This window comes from Erwinia sp. BNK-24-b, from assembly GCF_047456155.1.
In the GTDB taxonomy this organism is placed as follows: Bacteria; Pseudomonadota; Gammaproteobacteria; order Enterobacterales; family Enterobacteriaceae; genus Erwinia; species Erwinia phyllosphaerae.
Genome location: NZ_CP179901.1, coordinates 4,610,152 through 4,627,241, shown reverse-complemented (window position 1 = coordinate 4,627,241; position 17,090 = coordinate 4,610,152). Strand labels below are relative to the sequence as shown.

The window sequence follows — 17,090 nt, the reverse complement described above, 5'->3', positions numbered from 1 at the left end:
CACATAAAAATAACCCCACTCTCTACAAGGCTCGGGGCACCGGAAATAACCGGAACAAACAGGCAAAAGACTAAGTTAATGGCCAAGGCCATAACGTCAGGAATACAACTATGTGTGGAATTGTTGGTGCAGTAGCGCAACGTGATATCGCAGAAATCCTGTTAGAGGGATTACGTCGCCTGGAGTATCGGGGTTACGACTCCGCCGGTCTGGCTGTCGTCACCTCTGAAGGCAAAATCACTCGCCTTCGCCGCTTAGGCAAGGTGCAGAAACTGGCGGAAGCGGCAGAAACTACGCCGCTGGTTGGCGGAACGGGGATCGCGCATACGCGTTGGGCAACGCACGGCGAGCCGTCAGAAGCTAACGCCCATCCTCATATCTCAGAACATATCGTTATCGTACATAACGGCATTATCGAAAACCACGAGCCGCTGCGCGAGCGGATGAAGGCGCTGGGTTACCACTTTGCTTCCGAAACGGATACGGAAGTGGTGGCGCATCTGGTGCACTGGGAGCAGAAGCAGGGCGGCGGATCGCTGCGTGAAGTGGTGCAGCGCGTTATTCCTCAGCTACGCGGCGCGTACGGCATGGTGATAATGGACAGCCGCGATCCTTCCGTGCTGGTGGCCGCGCGCTCAGGCAGCCCGCTGGTGATTGGCCGTGGCGTAGGCGAAAACTTTATCGCCTCTGACCAGCTGGCGTTGCTGCCGGTAACGCGTCGCTTTGTCTACCTGGAAGAAGGCGATATTGCAGAAGTGACCCGCCGTGACGTGACCATTTTCGACCGTCTGGGCGAGCGCGTGCAGCGCAGCGAAATCGAATCTAACGTACAGTACGATGCGGGCGATAAAGGGCTTTATCGCCACTACATGCAGAAAGAGATCTACGAGCAGCCGATGGCGATTAAAAACACCCTGAGCGGGCGTTTCAGTCACGGCGAGGTTGACCTTTCGGAGCTTGGGCCGAACGCCAGTGCGCTGCTGGCGCAGGTTGAGCATATTCAGATCGTCGCCTGCGGCACCTCTTACAACTCCGGTATGGTTTCCCGCTACTGGTTTGAAGCGCTGGCCAACGTGCCTTGTGACGTAGAAATTGCTTCTGAGTTCCGCTATCGCAAATCGGCAGTACGTAAAAACAGCCTGATGATTACGCTGTCGCAGTCCGGCGAAACAGCAGATACGCTGGCGGCGCTGCGCCTGTCAAAAGAGCTGGGCTATCTCGGCTCGCTGGCAATCTGTAACGTGGCCGGTTCTTCGCTGGTGCGCGAGTCCGATCTGGCGCTAATGACCAAGGCCGGCACGGAAATCGGCGTAGCATCTACTAAAGCGTTTACCACCCAGCTGACCGTTTTACTGATGCTGGTAGCGAAAATTGGCCGCCTGAAGGGCGTCGATGCGCAGATCGAGCACGATATCGTGCACGGTTTACAGGCATTGCCGAGCCGCATTGAGCAGATGCTGTCCCAGGACAAGCTGATTGAAACGCTGGCGGAAGAGTTCTCTGATAAGCATCACGCGCTGTTCCTGGGCCGTGGCGATCAGTATCCGATTGCGATGGAAGGCGCGCTGAAGCTCAAAGAGATCTCCTATATCCATGCAGAAGCCTATGCGGCTGGCGAGCTGAAACATGGCCCGCTGGCGCTGATCGATGCTGAAATGCCGGTTATCGTGGTGGCACCAAACAACGAGCTGCTGGAAAAACTGAAGTCGAACATTGAAGAGGTGCGCGCGCGTGGCGGCCTGCTCTATGTGTTCGCCGACAGAGATGCCGGTTTTGTGGACAGCGAAGGCATGCGCATTATTCCACTGCCGCACGTAGAAGATATTATTGCGCCAATCTTCTATACCGTGCCGCTACAGCTGCTTTCCTACCACGTTGCGCTGATTAAAGGCACAGACGTGGATCAGCCGCGTAACCTGGCAAAATCGGTGACGGTCGAGTAACCCATAAAGTTGCTGCTCCTGTCAGTACGGCAGGTCTGACAGCGATAAAGCCCGGCTATACTTCTCAAACAAGTATACCGGGCTTTTTTTATGGCGAAATTATCGGCATTCCCTGATAGCCGTCTCCCGGCCGGAAGATAAATAAAAAAGGTAACCGCTACTAAAATCGCTACTTTTTTCAGGCGACTATAGGAAGAGATGAGATTACGTATTGTCGCTGACAATCTTCTCTACCAGAAAATCGATCAGCGCCCGGCATTTTGGCGGTAAGAAACGATCGGGATGATAGAGGATCCAGGACATACCGTAATAGGCGTTCATATAATCCCAGTCTGACAGCACCTCGGTAACAATGCCTGCGGCAAGCGCATCACGTACGGCAAACCGGGGGAAACAGCCAATGCCTAAGTGGCTAAGCACGCCTTCCAGACGCGCCTTGCTGTGGTTGGTGGCGTAGCGGCCGCGTACCTTTACGCTAATACACTCCCGCGTTTGCAGATGACGGAATTTCCAGATGTCGTCTCCGGCAACTTCGCCCAAATAGATACAGCTGTGCTGCGCCAGATCGGCGGGATGCTGCGGACAGCCGTTATCACGCAGATAATCAGCAGAGGCGCAAAGAACATGATTCACCCGAAACAAAGGCCGCGCCGCCAGGTTTTCGGGCGGCCTGTCGGTTATACGCACAATTAAATCAACGTCGTCGCTGATAAGGTCGACGGGGCGATCCGTCAGCCTGAGCTGGATATCGACCTGCGGATAACGCTGCAAAAATTCTTCAATATGCGGCGCAATCAGCACTTTGCCCCAGGCGCGCGGCGCGCTGATTTTTACCAGCCCCTGCGGCGCGGTATTGATTCGTTCGGCCAAATCCAGCACCGACTGCGCCGATCGTATCATCTCGCTACAGTGCGCAAAGGCTTCCGTTCCGGCGGCGGTAAGCTTTAGCCGCCGCGTGGTTCTTTCCAGCAGCTTTACCGCCAGCGCTTTTTCAAGGCTGGCAATCTGGCGGCTGACCGACGAGGCGGTGGTATCCAGCTGTTCAGCCGCTGCGGAAAAGCTTCCCGCCTCCACAACTTTTACGAAAACCGCCATATAAGGCAGCAAACCCATGTGTTGATTTGTTCTCATAGCGCAAAAGTCTTGTTTATCAGCCCTGATTATTTATCGGAAAAACATCGCCCATAATCGCCGCTCGGCAATGCAGTTAACCATACAGGCTGCACGGTACGTGAGGAAAGCAATGTGCTGCTTTTTCAGCCTTTTTTATCGGATATTTATCATGATTAATAACAGAATAAAACCGAGTGCGGAATGGCTGCTGCTGGCGGTGGCCGTGGTATGGGGCACCAGCTACGGCCTGGCAAAGCAGGCGCTGCTTTTTTATCCCGTGGTGGGCTTTCTGCTGATTCGTTTTCTGCTTACCTTTCTTATCCTGCTGCCTACGTTGAAAAACGTCTGGCGACAGGCAGTACCGCCAGGCATCGCTTTAGGCACCGTGCTGTTCACTATTTTTCTCTGCGAAACCTATGGCGTGGCGCATACCAGCGCCAGTAACGCTGCTTTCCTGATCAGCCTTTGCGTAGTGCTGACGCCTTTTGTGGAATGGCTGATGTTTCGCCAGCGGCCTGAAAACGACATCTTTATTGCGGCGGCGTTGTCTCTGTTCGGCGCGCTGCTGCTGACCGGTACGACGCATATTGCCATGAACGGCGGCGATCTGCTGATGCTGGCGGCGGCGCTGCTGCGGGCGTTAATGGTTTGCCTGACCAGAAAACTGATCCAGCACCGGGCTATTCCGGCCCTGGCTTTAACGGCGGTGCAAACCGGCGTCGTCGCCTGCGGTTCGCTGATAGCGTTACTGCTTACCCAAAAAGGTATTCCACCGCTGCCAGACAGTTTCAGCTTCTGGAGCATCACGCTCTACATGGTACTTTTCTGCACGCTGTTTGCTTTCTTTGCGCAAAACTACGCGGTGAAACGTACTACCGCCACGCGGGCATCGTTGTTAATGGGGTCGGAGCCGCTTTTCGGCGCGCTGTTTGCCGTACTGTGGCTACAGGAAGCGCTGACGCCGCTTGCCTGGCTGGGCGGCATACTGATTGTGGCCTCTTCGCTGTGGGCGACGCGGCCTCGCCAGCCTCGTGCCGTTGCCGTGCAGGAGTAGCCCGCCAGAAAGAAACGGGTAAACAGAATGCCGCAACGGCAGGCTTGATTCAAACCGGCTTTTTCTGCGCCAGAGAGATAAAAGAAGTTTGTCATAAAACTGTCATATTATGGACATGTTACTGTCATCAAACTGTCCTATTTTGCCTCCAGCAGCAATCATTATTCAGACTAAAACAGTATAAAGACTGACTTTAATCCCCTGGAGGGAATATGACACTGATGCAAAAAACCCTGGCTCAATGCGTGGCTGTCACGCTTTCACTGAGCGCGGTTTCCGCTTTTGCCGCCGACAATCTTACGGGCGCAGGCGGGACTTTCCCGGCACCGGTTTATAACAAGTGGGCGGCCGAGTACAACAAAGCAACAGGCGCGCAGATTAACTATCAGGGCATTGGTTCCTCCGGCGGCGTAAAACAGATTATTGCCAAAACTGTCGATTTCGGGGCTTCCGATGCGCCGATGAAAGATGAAGATTTACAGAAAAACGGCCTGTTCCAGTTCCCTACCGTGATCGGTGGCGTGGTGCTGGCGGTGAATATTCCCGGCGTGAAGTCGGGCGAGCTGACGCTGGACGGCAAAACCGTTGGCGATATCTACCTGGGCAACGTAAAAAAATGGAATGACCCGGCGATTCTTGCACTGAATCCGGGGATCAAACTGCCTGACTCCAACATCAACGTGGTTCGCCGCGCTGACGGTTCCGGCACCTCGTTTGTCTTTACCAGCTACCTGGCGAAAGTGAGCAGCGACTGGAACAGCAAGGTGGGCAAAGGCAACACCGTTAACTGGCCAGTTGGCCTGGGCGGCAAAGGTAACGACGGCGTCGCCGCTTTCGTCCAGCGTCTGCCTGGCTCCATCGGCTATGTGGAATATGCCTACGCCAAACAGAACAACCTGGCCTATACCAAACTGCTGGATGCCGACGGCAAAGCCGTTTCCCCTGGCGAGCAGAGCTTTAGCGACGCGGCGAAAGGCGCAGACTGGAGCAAATCTTTTGCCCAGGACCTGACGTACCAGAAAGGCGACAACGCGTGGCCAATTACCTCTACCACGTTCATTCTGATGCACAAAGATCAGGCTAACGCCGAGAAGGGCGCTGCCGTGCTGAAGTTCTTTGACTGGGCTTATAAAAACGGTAGCCAGACTACCACCAGCCTGGATTACGCGGCTCTGCCAGACTCCGTGGCCGATCAAGTACGCGCCGCATGGAAAACTAACATCAAGGATAGTTCAGGCAAAGCGCTGTATTAAGCTGATTGAATGACAGGTCCCGGGCGGCCTCTGCGCCGCCCAAAAACTTTCACTATCGAGAATTCTATGGCTACATCCAGGCCGACATTCAACGCTCCCGGCAAGCAGGGTGACATTATTTTTAGCGCGCTGGTTAAGCTGGCTGCGCTGATTGTGTTATTGCTGCTCGGCGGCATTATTGTCTCGCTCATCTTCTCCTCCTGGCCCAGCATCCAGAAATTTGGCTTCTCTTTCCTGTGGACCAAAACCTGGGATGCACCTAACGAACAGTTTGGGGCGCTGGTGCCGATTTACGGCACGCTTGTTACCTCGGCTATCGCGCTGATTATCGCCGTGCCCGTCAGCTTCGGTATTGCGCTTTTTTTGACTGAGCTTGCGCCAAACTGGCTGAAGCGTCCTTTGGGTGTGGCAATTGAACTGCTGGCCGCCATCCCCAGCATCGTTTATGGCATGTGGGGCCTGTTTATCTTCGCGCCGCTGTTTGCTACCTATTTCCAGACGCCGCTGGGTGACCTGATGGCGAACATTCCCATTGTTGGCGCGCTCTTCTCCGGGCCGGCCTTTGGGATCGGCATTCTGGCCGCCGGTATTATCCTGGCCATTATGATTATTCCCTATATCGCCTCGGTGATGCGCGACGTGTTCGAGCAGACGCCGGTGATGATGAAAGAGTCCGCTTACGGCATTGGCTGCACGACCTGGGAAGTGATCTGGCGCATCGTTCTGCCGTTCACCAAAAACGGCGTCATTGGCGGCGTCATGCTGGGTCTTGGCCGCGCGCTGGGCGAAACCATGGCGGTGACCTTTATCATCGGCAATACCTACCAGCTCGACAGCGCTTCGCTGTTTATGCCGGGTAACAGCATTACCTCCGCGCTGGCAAACGAGTTTGCGGAAGCGGAGTCCGGTGTCCATACCGCCGCCCTGATGGAGCTGGGCCTGATCCTGTTCGTGATTACTTTTATTGTGCTGGCCTGCTCGAAGCTGATGATCCTTCGTCTGGCAAAAAGTGAAGGAGCGCGTTCATGAGCATGATGGCGTTACAGTCCCGTGCCGATCTGGAAGCCTCCCGCCGCAAAATGCAGGCATGGCGGCGCATGAAAAACCGTATTGCCCTGGCGCTCTCTCTGCTGACGATGGCTTTTGGCCTGTTCTGGCTGGTGTGGATACTGTGGGCCACCGTGACGCGCGGTATCGACGGCATGACGCTGTCGCTGTTTACGGAAAATACGCCGCCGCCGAACACGGCCGGAGGCGGGCTGGCCAACGCGATCATGGGCAGCGGCCTGCTGATGTTCTGGTCAACGGTGGTCGGCACGCCGTTAGGCATTCTGGCCGGCATCTATCTGGCCGAATATGGCCGCAAATCCTGGCTGGCGGAAACCATCCGCTTTATTAACGACATCCTGCTCTCCGCGCCTTCTATCGTGGTCGGCCTGTTTGTCTACACGCTGGTGGTGGCGCGGATGCAGCACTTTTCCGGTTTTGCGGGCGCGGTAGCGCTGGCGCTGCTGCAAATCCCTATCGTTATCCGCACCACGGAAAATATGCTGAAGCTGGTGCCGGACAGCCTGCGCGAAGCGGCCTATGCGCTGGGCACGCCGAAATGGAAAATGATTTCCGCCATTACGTTGAAAGCTTCTGTTTCGGGCATTCTGACCGGCATCCTGCTGGCGGTTGCGCGTATCGCCGGTGAAACGGCCCCGCTGCTGTTTACGTCGCTTTCTAACCAGTTCTGGAGCACCGACATGATGCAGCCGCTGGCTAACCTGCCGGTGACGATCTTTAAGTTCGCCATGAGCCCGTTTGCCGAATGGCAGAGCCTGGCCTGGGCGGGCGTGCTGCTGATTACCGTCTGCGTGTTGATTTTAAATATTCTGGCGCGCGTGATTTTTGCCAAAAGCAAATACTGATTAAAAAAGCGCGGCTACGGCGGCGCGAAGAAAAGCGAGAAAGAGAATGGCTGACAACATTTCCGGCAATATGATCCAGGTTCGTGATTTGAATTTTTACTACGGGAAATTTCACGCGCTGAAGAACATCAATCTGAATATTGCTAAAAACCAGGTAACCGCCTTTATCGGCCCCTCGGGCTGCGGCAAATCCACGCTGCTGCGTACGTTTAATAAAATGTTTTCGCTCTATCCGGAGCAGCGCGCGGAAGGCGAAATTCTGCTGGATGGCGAAAATATCTTAACCGCCAGCCAGGACATTGCGCTGCTGCGCGCCCGTGTGGGCATGGTGTTTCAAAAACCAACGCCGTTCCCGATGTCGATTTACGATAACATCGCTTTTGGCGTGCGCTTATTTGAAAAACTTTCCCGTGCTGAGATGGACGAGCGCGTACAATGGGCGCTGACCAAAGCGGCGCTGTGGACCGAAACCAAAGACAAGCTGCACCAGAGTGGCTACAGCCTTTCCGGCGGCCAGCAGCAGCGTTTGTGTATCGCGCGCGGCATCGCTATCCGGCCTGAGGTTCTGCTGCTGGACGAGCCTTGCTCGGCGCTGGATCCGATCTCTACCGGGCGCATCGAAGAGCTGATCACCGAACTGAAACAGGATTACACCGTCGTGATCGTGACGCATAACATGCAGCAGGCGGCGCGCTGTTCTGACCATACGGCTTTTATGTATCTGGGCGAGCTGATCGAGTTTAGCGATACGGATACGCTGTTTACCAAACCGCACCAAAAACAAACCGAAGACTACATTACTGGCCGCTATGGTTAAGTTGACTGGAGAAGTGCATGGACAACCTCAATCTGAATAAACATATCTCCGGGCAGTTCAACGCCGAGCTGGAGCACATTCGTACCCAGGTTATGACCATGGGCGGCATGGTAGAAAAACAGCTGACGGATGCCATTGTGGCGATGCATAACCAGGATGCTGAACTGGCGCAGCGCGTCATCGATGGCGACCAGAAAGTTAACATGATGGAAGTGTCGATTGACGAGGCTTGCGTACGCATCATCGCCAAACGTCAGCCAACCGCCAGCGACCTACGGCTGGTGATGGCGATCATCAAAACCATTTCCGAGCTGGAGCGTATTGGCGACGTGGCGGAAAAAATCAGCCGCACGGCGCTGGAAAAATTCGGCCAACAGCACCAGTCGCTGCTGGTTAGCCTGGAGTCGCTGGGCTATCACACCATCCAGATGCTGCACGATGTGCTGGACGCCTTTGCGCGGATGGATCTGAATGCCGCCATTGAGATTTACCGGGAAGATAAAAAGGTCGACCAGGAGTATGAAGGCATCGTGCGCCAGCTGATGACCTACATGATGGAAGATCCGCGCACGATTCCCAGCGTGCTGACCGCGCTGTTCTGCGCTCGCGCCATTGAGCGTATCGGCGACCGCTGCCAGAACATTTGCGAAATCATCTTCTATTTCGTTAAGGGACAGGATTTCCGTCACGTCGGCGGCGATAAGCTTGACGAGCTGTTGACCGGCGAAAGCGACGAAAAACCGGTCTGATTAGCTGGTTCCCATAAGGTGCTCATCGTCCTGATGCGCATCTTTTGTTTTGATGATCGGTTCGCCCGCAAGGTTGGTTGACCAGCGCTCGTCATTTATACTTGCCGCACTTAACACCGGCAAGGAACTCCCGTGACTCAATCATTAAAAAAAAGCGTGACGCCCGGCAAAGCGATGCTGGCCGCTATTGGCGGCTACGCGATGGATGGTTTTGACCTGCTGATCCTCGGCTTTATGCTGCCCGCCATCAGTCTTTCTTTAGCATTGACGCCATCGCAGGCCGGTTCGCTGGTCACCTGGACGCTGATTGGCGCGGTCATCGGCGGCGTAGTGTTCGGCCACCTCAGCGACAGGCTTGGCCGCATCCGCGTGCTGACCTTTACTATTCTGATGTTTGCCGTGTTTACCGGCCTGTGCGCCGTTGCCCAGGGCTACTGGGATCTGCTGACGTACCGCACGCTCGCGGGTGTCGGCCTGGGCGGCGAGTTCGGCATTGGCATGGCGCTGATAGCGGAAGCGTGGCCCGCCAGCAAACGTAACCGGGCTTCTGCCTGGGTTGGTATTGGCTGGCAGCTTGGCGTGCTGCTGGCGGCTTTTATCACGCCGCTGCTGCTGGGCTATATCGGCTGGCGCGGTATGTTTCTGGTGGGATTATTGCCTGCGGTCGCCTCATTCATGATCCGCCGTGGACTGGGTGAGCCGGAAGGCTTTACGCGTCACGTAGATGTTCATCAGGGATTGTCCTTTGCCGCCAGGCTGAAGCTGCTGTTTAAAGACGCCGCGACGGCCAAAGCCAGCCTGGGCATTTTTATCCTCTGTTCGGTGCAAAACTTTGGCTACTACGGCCTGATGATCTGGATGCCCGCTTACCTCTCCAGCAGCTTTGGCTTTTCCCTGACGAAGTCCGGGCTGTGGACGGCGGTGACCGTGGTAGGGATGACCTTTGGCATCTGGCTGTTCGGCATGCTGGCGGATCGTTTTGCCCGCTGGAAAATCTTTTTGCTTTACCAGACTGGCGCGGTGGCGATGGTGATCCTCTATGCGCAGCTGCGCGATCCCACGGTGATGTTGTTTACCGGCGCGGTGATGGGGATGTTCGTTAACGGCATGATCGGCGGCTACGGCGCGCTGATTTCTGATACCTATCCCGTGCAGGTTCGCGCGACGGCGCAGAACGTTTTATTCAATCTGGGACGCGGCGTCGGCGGCTTTGGCCCGCTGGTCATTGGGCTGCTGGCGGTAAAACTTTCTTTCGGGGCGGCCATTACCCTGCTGGCGCTGATCTATCTGCTGGATATTATCGCCACGCTGTTTCTGCTGCCGAAAACGCAGGGCAAGGAGGACTCGCTGGGCGCCATTGGCTGAGCAGGAACCGCCGGACGAGAAACGCTCTCCGGCGCAACGGTTTTCAGCGCGTAAGCTGCCAGCCTCTTTCCCGCCACAGCGCTGGCAGCTGGGCCATATCGTTAAAAGGCGTCACCAGCGGATGATCCAGCGGCTGGTTGTGCGCGTCCGCGCAGTAATAGAACACCGGGATACCGGCAGCAATACCCGCTTTTGCTCCCGCCTCGGAATCGTCTACCAGAATACACTGCTCGATTGGCACCGCCATTTGCCGCGCCGCGTAGAACATCAGCGCCGGATCGGGCTTCCAGCTCTCAATCGTATAGCCGCTGTACAACCGGTCATCAAAAAAGGACAGCATGCCGGTCAGGCCGAGCGAATGCTGCATTTTCGGTACGGTGCCGTTGGATACCACGCACATGGGCGCGGTTATCTGCTCTAGCAGCGCTTTTGCGCCCGCAATCGGCTGTAGCTGTTCGTCAAACAGCCGCGCCACTTCCTGACGGTAGGCAGGTTCCAGCTCTTCTACGCTGGCGCTGAGATGATGCTCAGCGGTAACGTCGGCGATGATATCGTACAGCTTCACGCCTTTATATTTTTCAAACATTTCCTGTAGCGACAGCTGGGCGCCGTAGCGCGCAAAGGTGTTTACATAGGCCTGGGTACAGAGCAGCTCGCTGTCCACCAGCGTCCCGTCACAATCAAAAAATACACAGCTAACCGACATCGATTCATCCTTAATAATAAATGTTCTCTCCACTTTAATTATCCTTGAGCAGAATGCGACCTGAAAATGTCAATTTCAGTTAACGGCGGTGAAGTGACGGTAAAAGAGGCGCAATCGGTTGCGAAAAAACCCCGGTGCTCTCTGGCAAATTAAAATTTATCAGTTAGGATAGCCGACGATAACTTTTCTCCGTTTTGGAAACTCACAATGAATAACTCAGGTCTACTGCAGCGGATCTTTAAACTCCAGGAACACGGCACGACGGTGCGGACGGAAGTGGTCGCCGGATTCACGACCTTTCTGACCATGGTTTACATCGTCTTCGTCAACCCGCAGATCCTTGGCGTGGCGGGCATGAATACGCAGGCCGTGTTTGTGACAACCTGTTTGATTGCTGCATTCGGCAGTATCCTGATGGGCCTGGTGGCCAATCTGCCGGTAGCGCTGGCGCCTGCCATGGGCCTGAACGCCTTTTTCGCCTTCGTGGTCGTGGGTGCCATGGGTATCTCCTGGCAGGTGGGAATGGGTGCTATTTTTTGGGGCGCCGTGGGCCTGCTGCTGCTGACGCTGTTTCGCGTGCGTTACTGGATGATCGCCAATATTCCGGTGAGCCTGCGCGTGGGGATTACCGCCGGAATTGGGTTATTTATTGCGATGATCGGCCTGAAAAATGCCGGTATCGTGGTGCCAAATAAAGAAACGCTGGTGGCCGTAGGCGATTTGACCTCCCATAGCGTACTGCTGGGGGCGCTGGGCTTCTTTATCATCGCGATTCTGGCCTCGCGCAATATTCACGTCGCGGTGCTGGTCTCTATCGTTGTGACCACGCTGATTGGCCTGGCGCTTGGCGACGTCAAATACGGTGGCGTATTCTCTGCGCCGTCCGGCATGACCGCCGTACTGGGACAGGTCGATTTAAAAGGCTCGCTGAATATCGGCATGGCCGGCATCATCTTCTCCTTTATGCTGGTTAACCTGTTTGACTCTTCCGGTACGCTGATTGGCGTGACCGACAAAGCGGGCCTGACCGATGAAAAAGGGACGTTCCCACGCATGAAGCAGGCGCTGTTTGTCGACAGCATCAGCTCCGTTGCGGGCGCTTATATCGGTACCTCTTCCGTTACCGCCTATATCGAAAGCTCTTCCGGCGTTTCTATCGGTGGTCGTACCGGACTGGTGGCGGTGGTAACAGGTATTCTGTTCCTGCTGGTGATGTTCCTGTCGCCGCTGGCCGGTATGGTGCCAGCCTATGCGGCCGCTGGCGCGCTGATCTACGTTGGCGTGCTGATGACTTCCAGCCTTGCGCGCGTGAAATGGGATGATTTAACCGAAGCGGTGCCGGCCTTCGTGACGACGGTGATGATGCCGTTCAGCTTTTCTATTACCGAAGGCATCGCGCTGGGTTTTATCTCTTACTGCGTGATGAAGCTGGGTACCGGCCGCTGGCGTGAAATGTCGCCATGCGTCATCGTGGTAGGACTGCTTTTCGTGCTGAAAATCGTCTTTATTGACGCTCATTAACAGCCAACGGGCGGGTCGATAAGCGTCGGCCCGCTCGTTAAAAATGCGCCAGTTTTTCTGGCGGCAGGCTGGTCAGCCGCAGCGTTCGCGGCCCCATACTTTTCGAACTCAGTCCTTTCCAGTTATTTTCCGCAAATTCCCACAGTGACAAACGCTCGCAGCCTGGCGAAAGCGCGCACGACCAGACAATCAGCGGTTCAACATCGGAAATGGCTTCAATATCCGGCAAAAGCAGCGATCGCAGCCGTCCGGAAGCGGGATGGAGCCTTAGCGACTCTTTTGCCTTATCGTCCGTGAGCTTGAGTATGCTTTGCCGCAGCGTCCAGAGCTGGGTGGCGGCTTCTACGGGATCGGCCTGCGCCTGCACCCAGGCTCTTTCACCGGAGGAGATTTCACGGGAATACTGTTCCAGCGTCTGTCGGCTGTGCGCGCGGACGATTTCCATATCCAGCCCGGCACAGGTACCTTCTTCCGCCAGCAGCACGCCAATAATGTTTCCCGCATAGGCAATACTAAAATCCGGCAGGTCGGGATCGGCAAAGCGCGGGCGTCCGTTAAGGGCGGCGGTTAATGCGGGCAGCTGAGGAATACCGTACAGCCGCAGCATAGTTTCGGCCAGCAGCATACGTGAGGCGAGAAAACGCATTCGCCGCCGCTCCGGCAGTGTCTGCGCCGCTTCGGTGACCTGTCGGGAGAGTCGGTGTAGGGGAATGTTGGCATCCGTCAGGCTCCAACGTACAAAATGACTTGCCATCTGTCGCTCCGTGAAAATGGTCGGAAAATCATCACGCTATTGTAAGAATTTTCCTGGTAAATATCACGCAACTTTCCTGTTACGAACAGAAATTAGGATTAATATTAATTTACAGTCCTGCTTATTAATCCCGCCAGGCGGTATTTTTACGCTGAAATGTTTTCCATTCCATTATCATTATTAACGGCTCACCTTTTTTTATATAACGTTAATAAATGTCATATAAGTAACGTAACCTGCCGCAAATAAGCTATTTTTACTGGAATTAATCAATGATGTTAACTGAGTTTATTCTATTGCTATAAAAATGGAGTTGATAAAGTAAGGGAGAATAGTGTACTTTCCACAGCCAGGCACGGAACGCCGGGTTTTTATCCGCCATGACCAGGAGATAACAACCCTTTATTCTTTTAATTTAAGAAAGCTATGGAAAGAAAACCGCTATTTCGCATGGAAGCCGTCCAGCATCTTAAAACCAAATGGCTGGGCAAAGCGCTACTGACATCAGGCTATCCCGCATGGGCCGTCGCCGTTGTTTCCGTTCTGTTTTTTATTCTGCTGCTGCTGTTTATCCTGGGCGGCTCTTTTACCCGCCGCATCAACGTGACCGGAGAAATTATCTCTCTGCCGCACGCTATTACCATCTTCGCCCCGCAGCAGGGTTTTATTACTAAAAAGTGGCCGGAGCCGGGCGATTTAATAAAGAAAGGCGAACGTCTTTACCAGATTGATGTTAGCCGTACCACCTCATCAGGTAACGTCAGCGAGCGCTCGGTGGAAGCGATTAACCACCAGATTGCGCTAACGGAAAATATCATTGAAAGGCTGGCGGAAAATAAAGCCACTACCTTAAAAAATTTGCAGAACCAGCTGGAACAATATCGTATCGCCCATGAGAAATCGCAGCGTTTAATTACCGATAGCGGAAACGGCGTAAAAGATATGCGTAAAAGCATGACCAACTATAGCGATTATCTGCGTAAAGGGTTAATCACTCAGGAACAGTTCGCCAACCAGCGCTACCTCTTTTACCAACAGCAAAACGCCTGGCAGGGCCTCAACACGCAGGCGATTCAGGAAGCACTGCAAATCAGCGCGCTGGAGAGTGAGCTGCTGACCAAAGGCATCGAGTATGACAACCAGATTTCACAGTATCAGTATCAGCGTAGCGATCTGAAACGGCAGCTGGCGGAAGTGAATGCCAGTGGCTCGCTCTTTATCACCGCGCCCAGCGACGGAAAAATCGAAAGCATGAGCGTAACGGAAGGGCAGATGGTGGCGCAGGGAGACAGCCTGGCCCAGCTGATGCCGGCCAGCAGTACCCGTTATTACCTGATGCTCTGGATCCCGGATACCAGCGTGCCTTACCTCCATCCCGGCGATGGTATCAATCTGCGTTACGAGGCTTTCCCGTTTGAAAAATATGGCCAGTTTCCCGGCAGGATTTTATCCATTTCCAACGTCTCCGCCTCTTTCCAGGAAATGGGTAAATATAACTCAATACCGCGTACCGACGGCGTGATTGCTCCCTATTACAAAGTGATTGTGGCGCTTGAGCAAGGGCGCTTCAGCTATCAGGGCAAGCCGCTGACGCTGGCCAGCGGGATGAAGGCGCAGGCCACGCTGTTTCTGGAGAAGCGGCCAATCTGGCAGTGGATGTTATCGCCTTACTATGACCTCAAAAAAAGCATTAGCGGGCCTGTAAATGAATGATTCGATTTTTAATGACATCCTGCGTCGTCTGAACTTCAGCTTTCGGCGCAAGGTTCCCGTGGTGTTACAAACGGAAGCGGCGGAGTGCGGGCTGGCCTGTCTGGTAATGGCCTGCCGCTACCACGGCATGGATATCGACTTGTTCAATTTACGTAGCCGGTTTGGTATCTCTTCTCATGGCGCGACGCTGGCGGTGCTGATCGACATTGGCAGGCAGCTAAAGCTGAAAACGCGGCCTCTGTCGCTGGATCTGGACGAGCTGAAGCAGCTAAAAACGCCCTGTTTACTGCACTGGGACATGAGCCACTTTGTCGTGCTGGTGGCCGTGCGCGGCTCGCGCTTTATTTTGCACGATCCGGCATTTGGCAGACGAGTGGTAGGGCTGGCGGAAATGTCACAGCATTTCTCCGGCGTCGCGCTGGAGCTGTGGCCAGACAGCGAATTTACCCGTATTAAACAGCGCAGCCGTCTGAGCTTTGGCACGATGATGAAAAATATCAGCGGGCTGCCCGGCTTTCTCACTAAAATTTTCTGCCTGTCGCTGGTTATCGAAGCGGTTAACCTGCTGATGCCGGTGGGGACGCAGCTGGTGATGGATCACGTCATTATTGCCGAAGATCATGATTTGCTGGCGCTCATCTGCATGGGGCTGCTGGGTTTTATTCTGTTTCGCACTTTTGTCAGCATGCTGCGTGCCTGGACATCGCTGGTGATGGGATCGCTGATAGACGTGCAGTGGAAAGCGGGCATGTTCGATCACCTGCTTAACCTGCCGCTGCACTACTTTGAAAAGCGCAAGCTTGGCGATATCCAGTCCCGCTTTGGTTCGCTGGACGTGATCCGCACCACGCTAACCAGCAGCATCGTGAACGGCATTATTGATTCGCTGATGTCGGCTGGCGTTTTTATCATGATGTTTTTGTACGGCGGCTGGCTGATCTGGGTGGTGTTGGGTTTTACGCTGATTTATATGATCCTGCGCCTGGCTACCTATCAGCGCTATCGGCAGGCGCAGGAGGAGCAAATTGTGAAGGGTGCGCGGGCCGGTTCGCATTTTATGGAAAGCCTGTACGGCATCGGCACGCTTAAAGCGCTGGGTATAACCGCCCGGCGAGCGCAGTTCTGGCTCAATCTGACTATCGATACCACCAACGCCACTATCCGGCTGACCAAACTGGATTTGCTGTTTGGCGGCGTAAATACTTTTATTAGCACCCTCGATCAGGTGGTGATCCTGTGGCTGGGTGCCTCAATGGTGATCGACGGTAATATGACGCTGGGGATGTTTGTGGCGTTCAACGCCTATCGCGGACAGTTTTCCGATCGCGCTGCCAGCCTGATCAATATGGTCCTACAGCTGAAAATGCTGGCGCTGCACAGCGACAGGGTGGCAGACATTGTTTTTACCGATGCGGAGGAGTTACAGCCGGGACGCTCGCTGGCCACGGTTGATGAACCGGCTGGCTTTGAAGCGCGCGGCGTCACCTACCAGTACGACAAGCTGTCCAGACCTGTTTTTAGCGGCCTGAATATTTCCGTGGCACCCGGAGAAAGCGTGGCGATCGTCGGGCCTTCCGGTATTGGCAAAACCACATTAATGAAAGTGATGGCTGGCCTGCTGACGCCGGTTGAAGGTGAGATCCTGATTAACGGTCTGGATATTAACAAAGCAGGGCTAAATAACTATCGCGACTGTATTGCGTGCGTGTTGCAGGAAGATAAGCTTTTTGCGGGGTCGATAGCCGAAAACATCGCCAGTTTTGACGGCGAAAAAGAGATAGAGCGCATCGTACGCTGCGCGATGGACTGCAATATCCATCAGGAAATTACGGCGATGCCGATGGGCTACGAAACCTTGATCAGCGAGCTGGGCGGCAGCCTTTCCGGCGGCCAGAAACAGCGGTTGCTTATCGCCAGAGCCTTATACCGACGGCCCAATATTCTGTTTCTGGATGAGGCAACCAGCCATCTGGATCTGGCCAACGAAGCGCATATCAACGCCTCTGTCGCCGCGCTGAAAATTACCCGCATCTTTATTGCTCACCGGCCGTCCACGATTGCCAGCGCGGACAGGGTGATTGAGCTGTAAGGCTCGGCTACCAGAGTACTGACTCAGAAAGCCTGCGCTTTTCACAAAGATGCCCTCATGGAGGCTCGGCACGGGCCATCCGTGGCCCACAATGCTTTGT

At 54.7% G+C, this 17,090-nt stretch carries 14 protein-coding genes; 11 read left to right on the top strand and 3 right to left on the bottom strand.

Annotation, left to right across the window (positions count from 1 at the left end):
* The first annotated feature begins 110 nt into the window (after positions 1 to 110).
* Positions 111 to 1,943, top strand: coding sequence for a glutamine--fructose-6-phosphate transaminase (isomerizing) (gene glmS, locus ACMGGR_RS21230; protein WP_246760321.1), 1,833 nt, complete (start codon positions 111 to 113; stop codon positions 1,941 to 1,943).
* Between the two features lie 204 nt (positions 1,944 to 2,147).
* Here glmS and ACMGGR_RS21225 read toward each other — a convergent pair whose 3' ends face one another.
* Positions 2,148 to 3,074, bottom strand: a complete 927-nt coding sequence (locus tag ACMGGR_RS21225) for a LysR family transcriptional regulator (RefSeq protein ID WP_246760320.1) — start codon at positions 3,072 to 3,074, stop codon at positions 2,148 to 2,150.
* Between the two features lie 151 nt (positions 3,075 to 3,225).
* Here ACMGGR_RS21225 and ACMGGR_RS21220 point away from each other — a divergent pair, with 151 nt between their 5' ends.
* From ACMGGR_RS21220 to ACMGGR_RS21190, 7 genes are all read left to right on the top strand, one after another.
* Positions 3,226 to 4,110 (top strand): DMT family transporter, encoded by an 885-nt coding sequence (locus tag ACMGGR_RS21220; RefSeq protein ID WP_246760319.1) that lies wholly within the window; start codon positions 3,226 to 3,228, stop codon positions 4,108 to 4,110.
* A gap of 212 nt (positions 4,111 to 4,322) precedes the next feature.
* Complete coding sequence (gene pstS, locus ACMGGR_RS21215) at positions 4,323 to 5,363, top strand: phosphate ABC transporter substrate-binding protein PstS (protein WP_246760318.1); 1,041 nt, start codon at positions 4,323 to 4,325, stop codon at positions 5,361 to 5,363.
* A gap of 66 nt (positions 5,364 to 5,429) precedes the next feature.
* Positions 5,430 to 6,392, top strand: a complete 963-nt coding sequence (pstC, locus tag ACMGGR_RS21210; protein WP_414147809.1) for a phosphate ABC transporter permease PstC — start codon at positions 5,430 to 5,432, stop codon at positions 6,390 to 6,392.
* On the top strand, positions 6,389 to 7,276 hold the full coding sequence (gene pstA / locus ACMGGR_RS21205; protein ID WP_414147808.1) for a phosphate ABC transporter permease PstA: 888 nt from the start codon (positions 6,389 to 6,391) through the stop codon (positions 7,274 to 7,276). Before pstC ends, pstA begins: the two co-directional genes overlap by 4 nt.
* Positions 7,277 to 7,322: 46 nt before the next feature.
* Positions 7,323 to 8,093, top strand: coding sequence for a phosphate ABC transporter ATP-binding protein PstB (pstB, locus tag ACMGGR_RS21200; protein WP_414147807.1), 771 nt, complete (start codon positions 7,323 to 7,325; stop codon positions 8,091 to 8,093).
* Between the two features lie 17 nt (positions 8,094 to 8,110).
* Positions 8,111 to 8,842, top strand: coding sequence for a phosphate signaling complex protein PhoU (phoU, locus tag ACMGGR_RS21195; RefSeq protein WP_246760314.1), 732 nt, complete (start codon positions 8,111 to 8,113; stop codon positions 8,840 to 8,842).
* Positions 8,843 to 9,016: 174 nt separating this feature from the next.
* Positions 9,017 to 10,207 carry an MFS transporter gene (locus ACMGGR_RS21190; RefSeq protein WP_414149014.1) on the top strand — a complete coding sequence of 397 codons (1,191 nt, stop codon included), beginning with the start codon at positions 9,017 to 9,019 and terminating at the stop codon, positions 10,205 to 10,207.
* A 43-nt stretch (positions 10,208 to 10,250) separates the two neighbouring features.
* Here ACMGGR_RS21190 and yieH read toward each other — a convergent pair whose 3' ends face one another.
* A complete protein-coding gene (gene yieH, locus ACMGGR_RS21185; protein WP_414149013.1) occupies positions 10,251 to 10,913 on the bottom strand; it encodes a 6-phosphogluconate phosphatase in 663 nt (220 codons plus the stop codon).
* A 207-nt stretch (positions 10,914 to 11,120) separates the two neighbouring features.
* Between yieH and ACMGGR_RS21180 the strand changes: the two genes are divergently transcribed.
* The gene (locus tag ACMGGR_RS21180; RefSeq protein WP_246760313.1) at positions 11,121 to 12,434 is read left to right on the top strand and encodes an NCS2 family permease; all 1,314 of its coding nucleotides are present in this window, start codon (positions 11,121 to 11,123) and stop codon (positions 12,432 to 12,434) included.
* A 37-nt stretch (positions 12,435 to 12,471) separates the two neighbouring features.
* On the opposite strand, the gene ACMGGR_RS21175 is transcribed toward ACMGGR_RS21180, so the two are convergent.
* A complete protein-coding gene (locus ACMGGR_RS21175) occupies positions 12,472 to 13,188 on the bottom strand; it encodes a 4'-phosphopantetheinyl transferase family protein (protein ID WP_414147806.1) in 717 nt (238 codons plus the stop codon).
* A gap of 426 nt (positions 13,189 to 13,614) precedes the next feature.
* On the opposite strand from ACMGGR_RS21175, the gene ACMGGR_RS21170 reads away from it, so the two are divergent.
* Both ACMGGR_RS21170 and ACMGGR_RS21165 read left to right on the top strand, forming a co-directional pair.
* Positions 13,615 to 14,901 carry an HlyD family secretion protein gene (locus tag ACMGGR_RS21170; protein WP_414147805.1) on the top strand — a complete coding sequence of 429 codons (1,287 nt, stop codon included), beginning with the start codon at positions 13,615 to 13,617 and terminating at the stop codon, positions 14,899 to 14,901.
* Positions 14,894 to 16,990, top strand: coding sequence for a peptidase domain-containing ABC transporter (locus ACMGGR_RS21165; protein ID WP_414147804.1), 2,097 nt, complete (start codon positions 14,894 to 14,896; stop codon positions 16,988 to 16,990). Before ACMGGR_RS21170 ends, ACMGGR_RS21165 begins: the two co-directional genes overlap by 8 nt.
* Positions 16,991 to 17,090 lie beyond the last annotated feature (100 nt).

Coding starts and splice junctions, on each gene's coding strand:
- phoU (WP_246760314.1), top strand. CDS start 8,111: ATGGACAACCTCAATCTGAATAAACATATCTCCGGGCAGTTCAACGCC.
- ACMGGR_RS21180 (WP_246760313.1), top strand. CDS start 11,121: ATGAATAACTCAGGTCTACTGCAGCGGATCTTTAAACTCCAGGAACAC.
- pstS (WP_246760318.1), top strand. CDS start 4,323: ATGACACTGATGCAAAAAACCCTGGCTCAATGCGTGGCTGTCACGCTT.
- ACMGGR_RS21225 (WP_246760320.1), bottom strand. CDS start 3,074: ATGAGAACAAATCAACACATGGGTTTGCTGCCTTATATGGCGGTTTTC.
- pstC (WP_414147809.1), top strand. CDS start 5,430: ATGGCTACATCCAGGCCGACATTCAACGCTCCCGGCAAGCAGGGTGAC.
- ACMGGR_RS21190 (WP_414149014.1), top strand. CDS start 9,017: ATGCTGGCCGCTATTGGCGGCTACGCGATGGATGGTTTTGACCTGCTG.
- yieH (WP_414149013.1), bottom strand. CDS start 10,913: ATGTCGGTTAGCTGTGTATTTTTTGATTGTGACGGGACGCTGGTGGAC.
- ACMGGR_RS21220 (WP_246760319.1), top strand. CDS start 3,226: ATGATTAATAACAGAATAAAACCGAGTGCGGAATGGCTGCTGCTGGCG.
- pstA (WP_414147808.1), top strand. CDS start 6,389: ATGAGCATGATGGCGTTACAGTCCCGTGCCGATCTGGAAGCCTCCCGC.
- ACMGGR_RS21170 (WP_414147805.1), top strand. CDS start 13,615: ATGGAAAGAAAACCGCTATTTCGCATGGAAGCCGTCCAGCATCTTAAA.
- pstB (WP_414147807.1), top strand. CDS start 7,323: ATGGCTGACAACATTTCCGGCAATATGATCCAGGTTCGTGATTTGAAT.
- glmS (WP_246760321.1), top strand. CDS start 111: ATGTGTGGAATTGTTGGTGCAGTAGCGCAACGTGATATCGCAGAAATC.
- ACMGGR_RS21175 (WP_414147806.1), bottom strand. CDS start 13,188: ATGGCAAGTCATTTTGTACGTTGGAGCCTGACGGATGCCAACATTCCC.
- ACMGGR_RS21165 (WP_414147804.1), top strand. CDS start 14,894: ATGAATGATTCGATTTTTAATGACATCCTGCGTCGTCTGAACTTCAGC.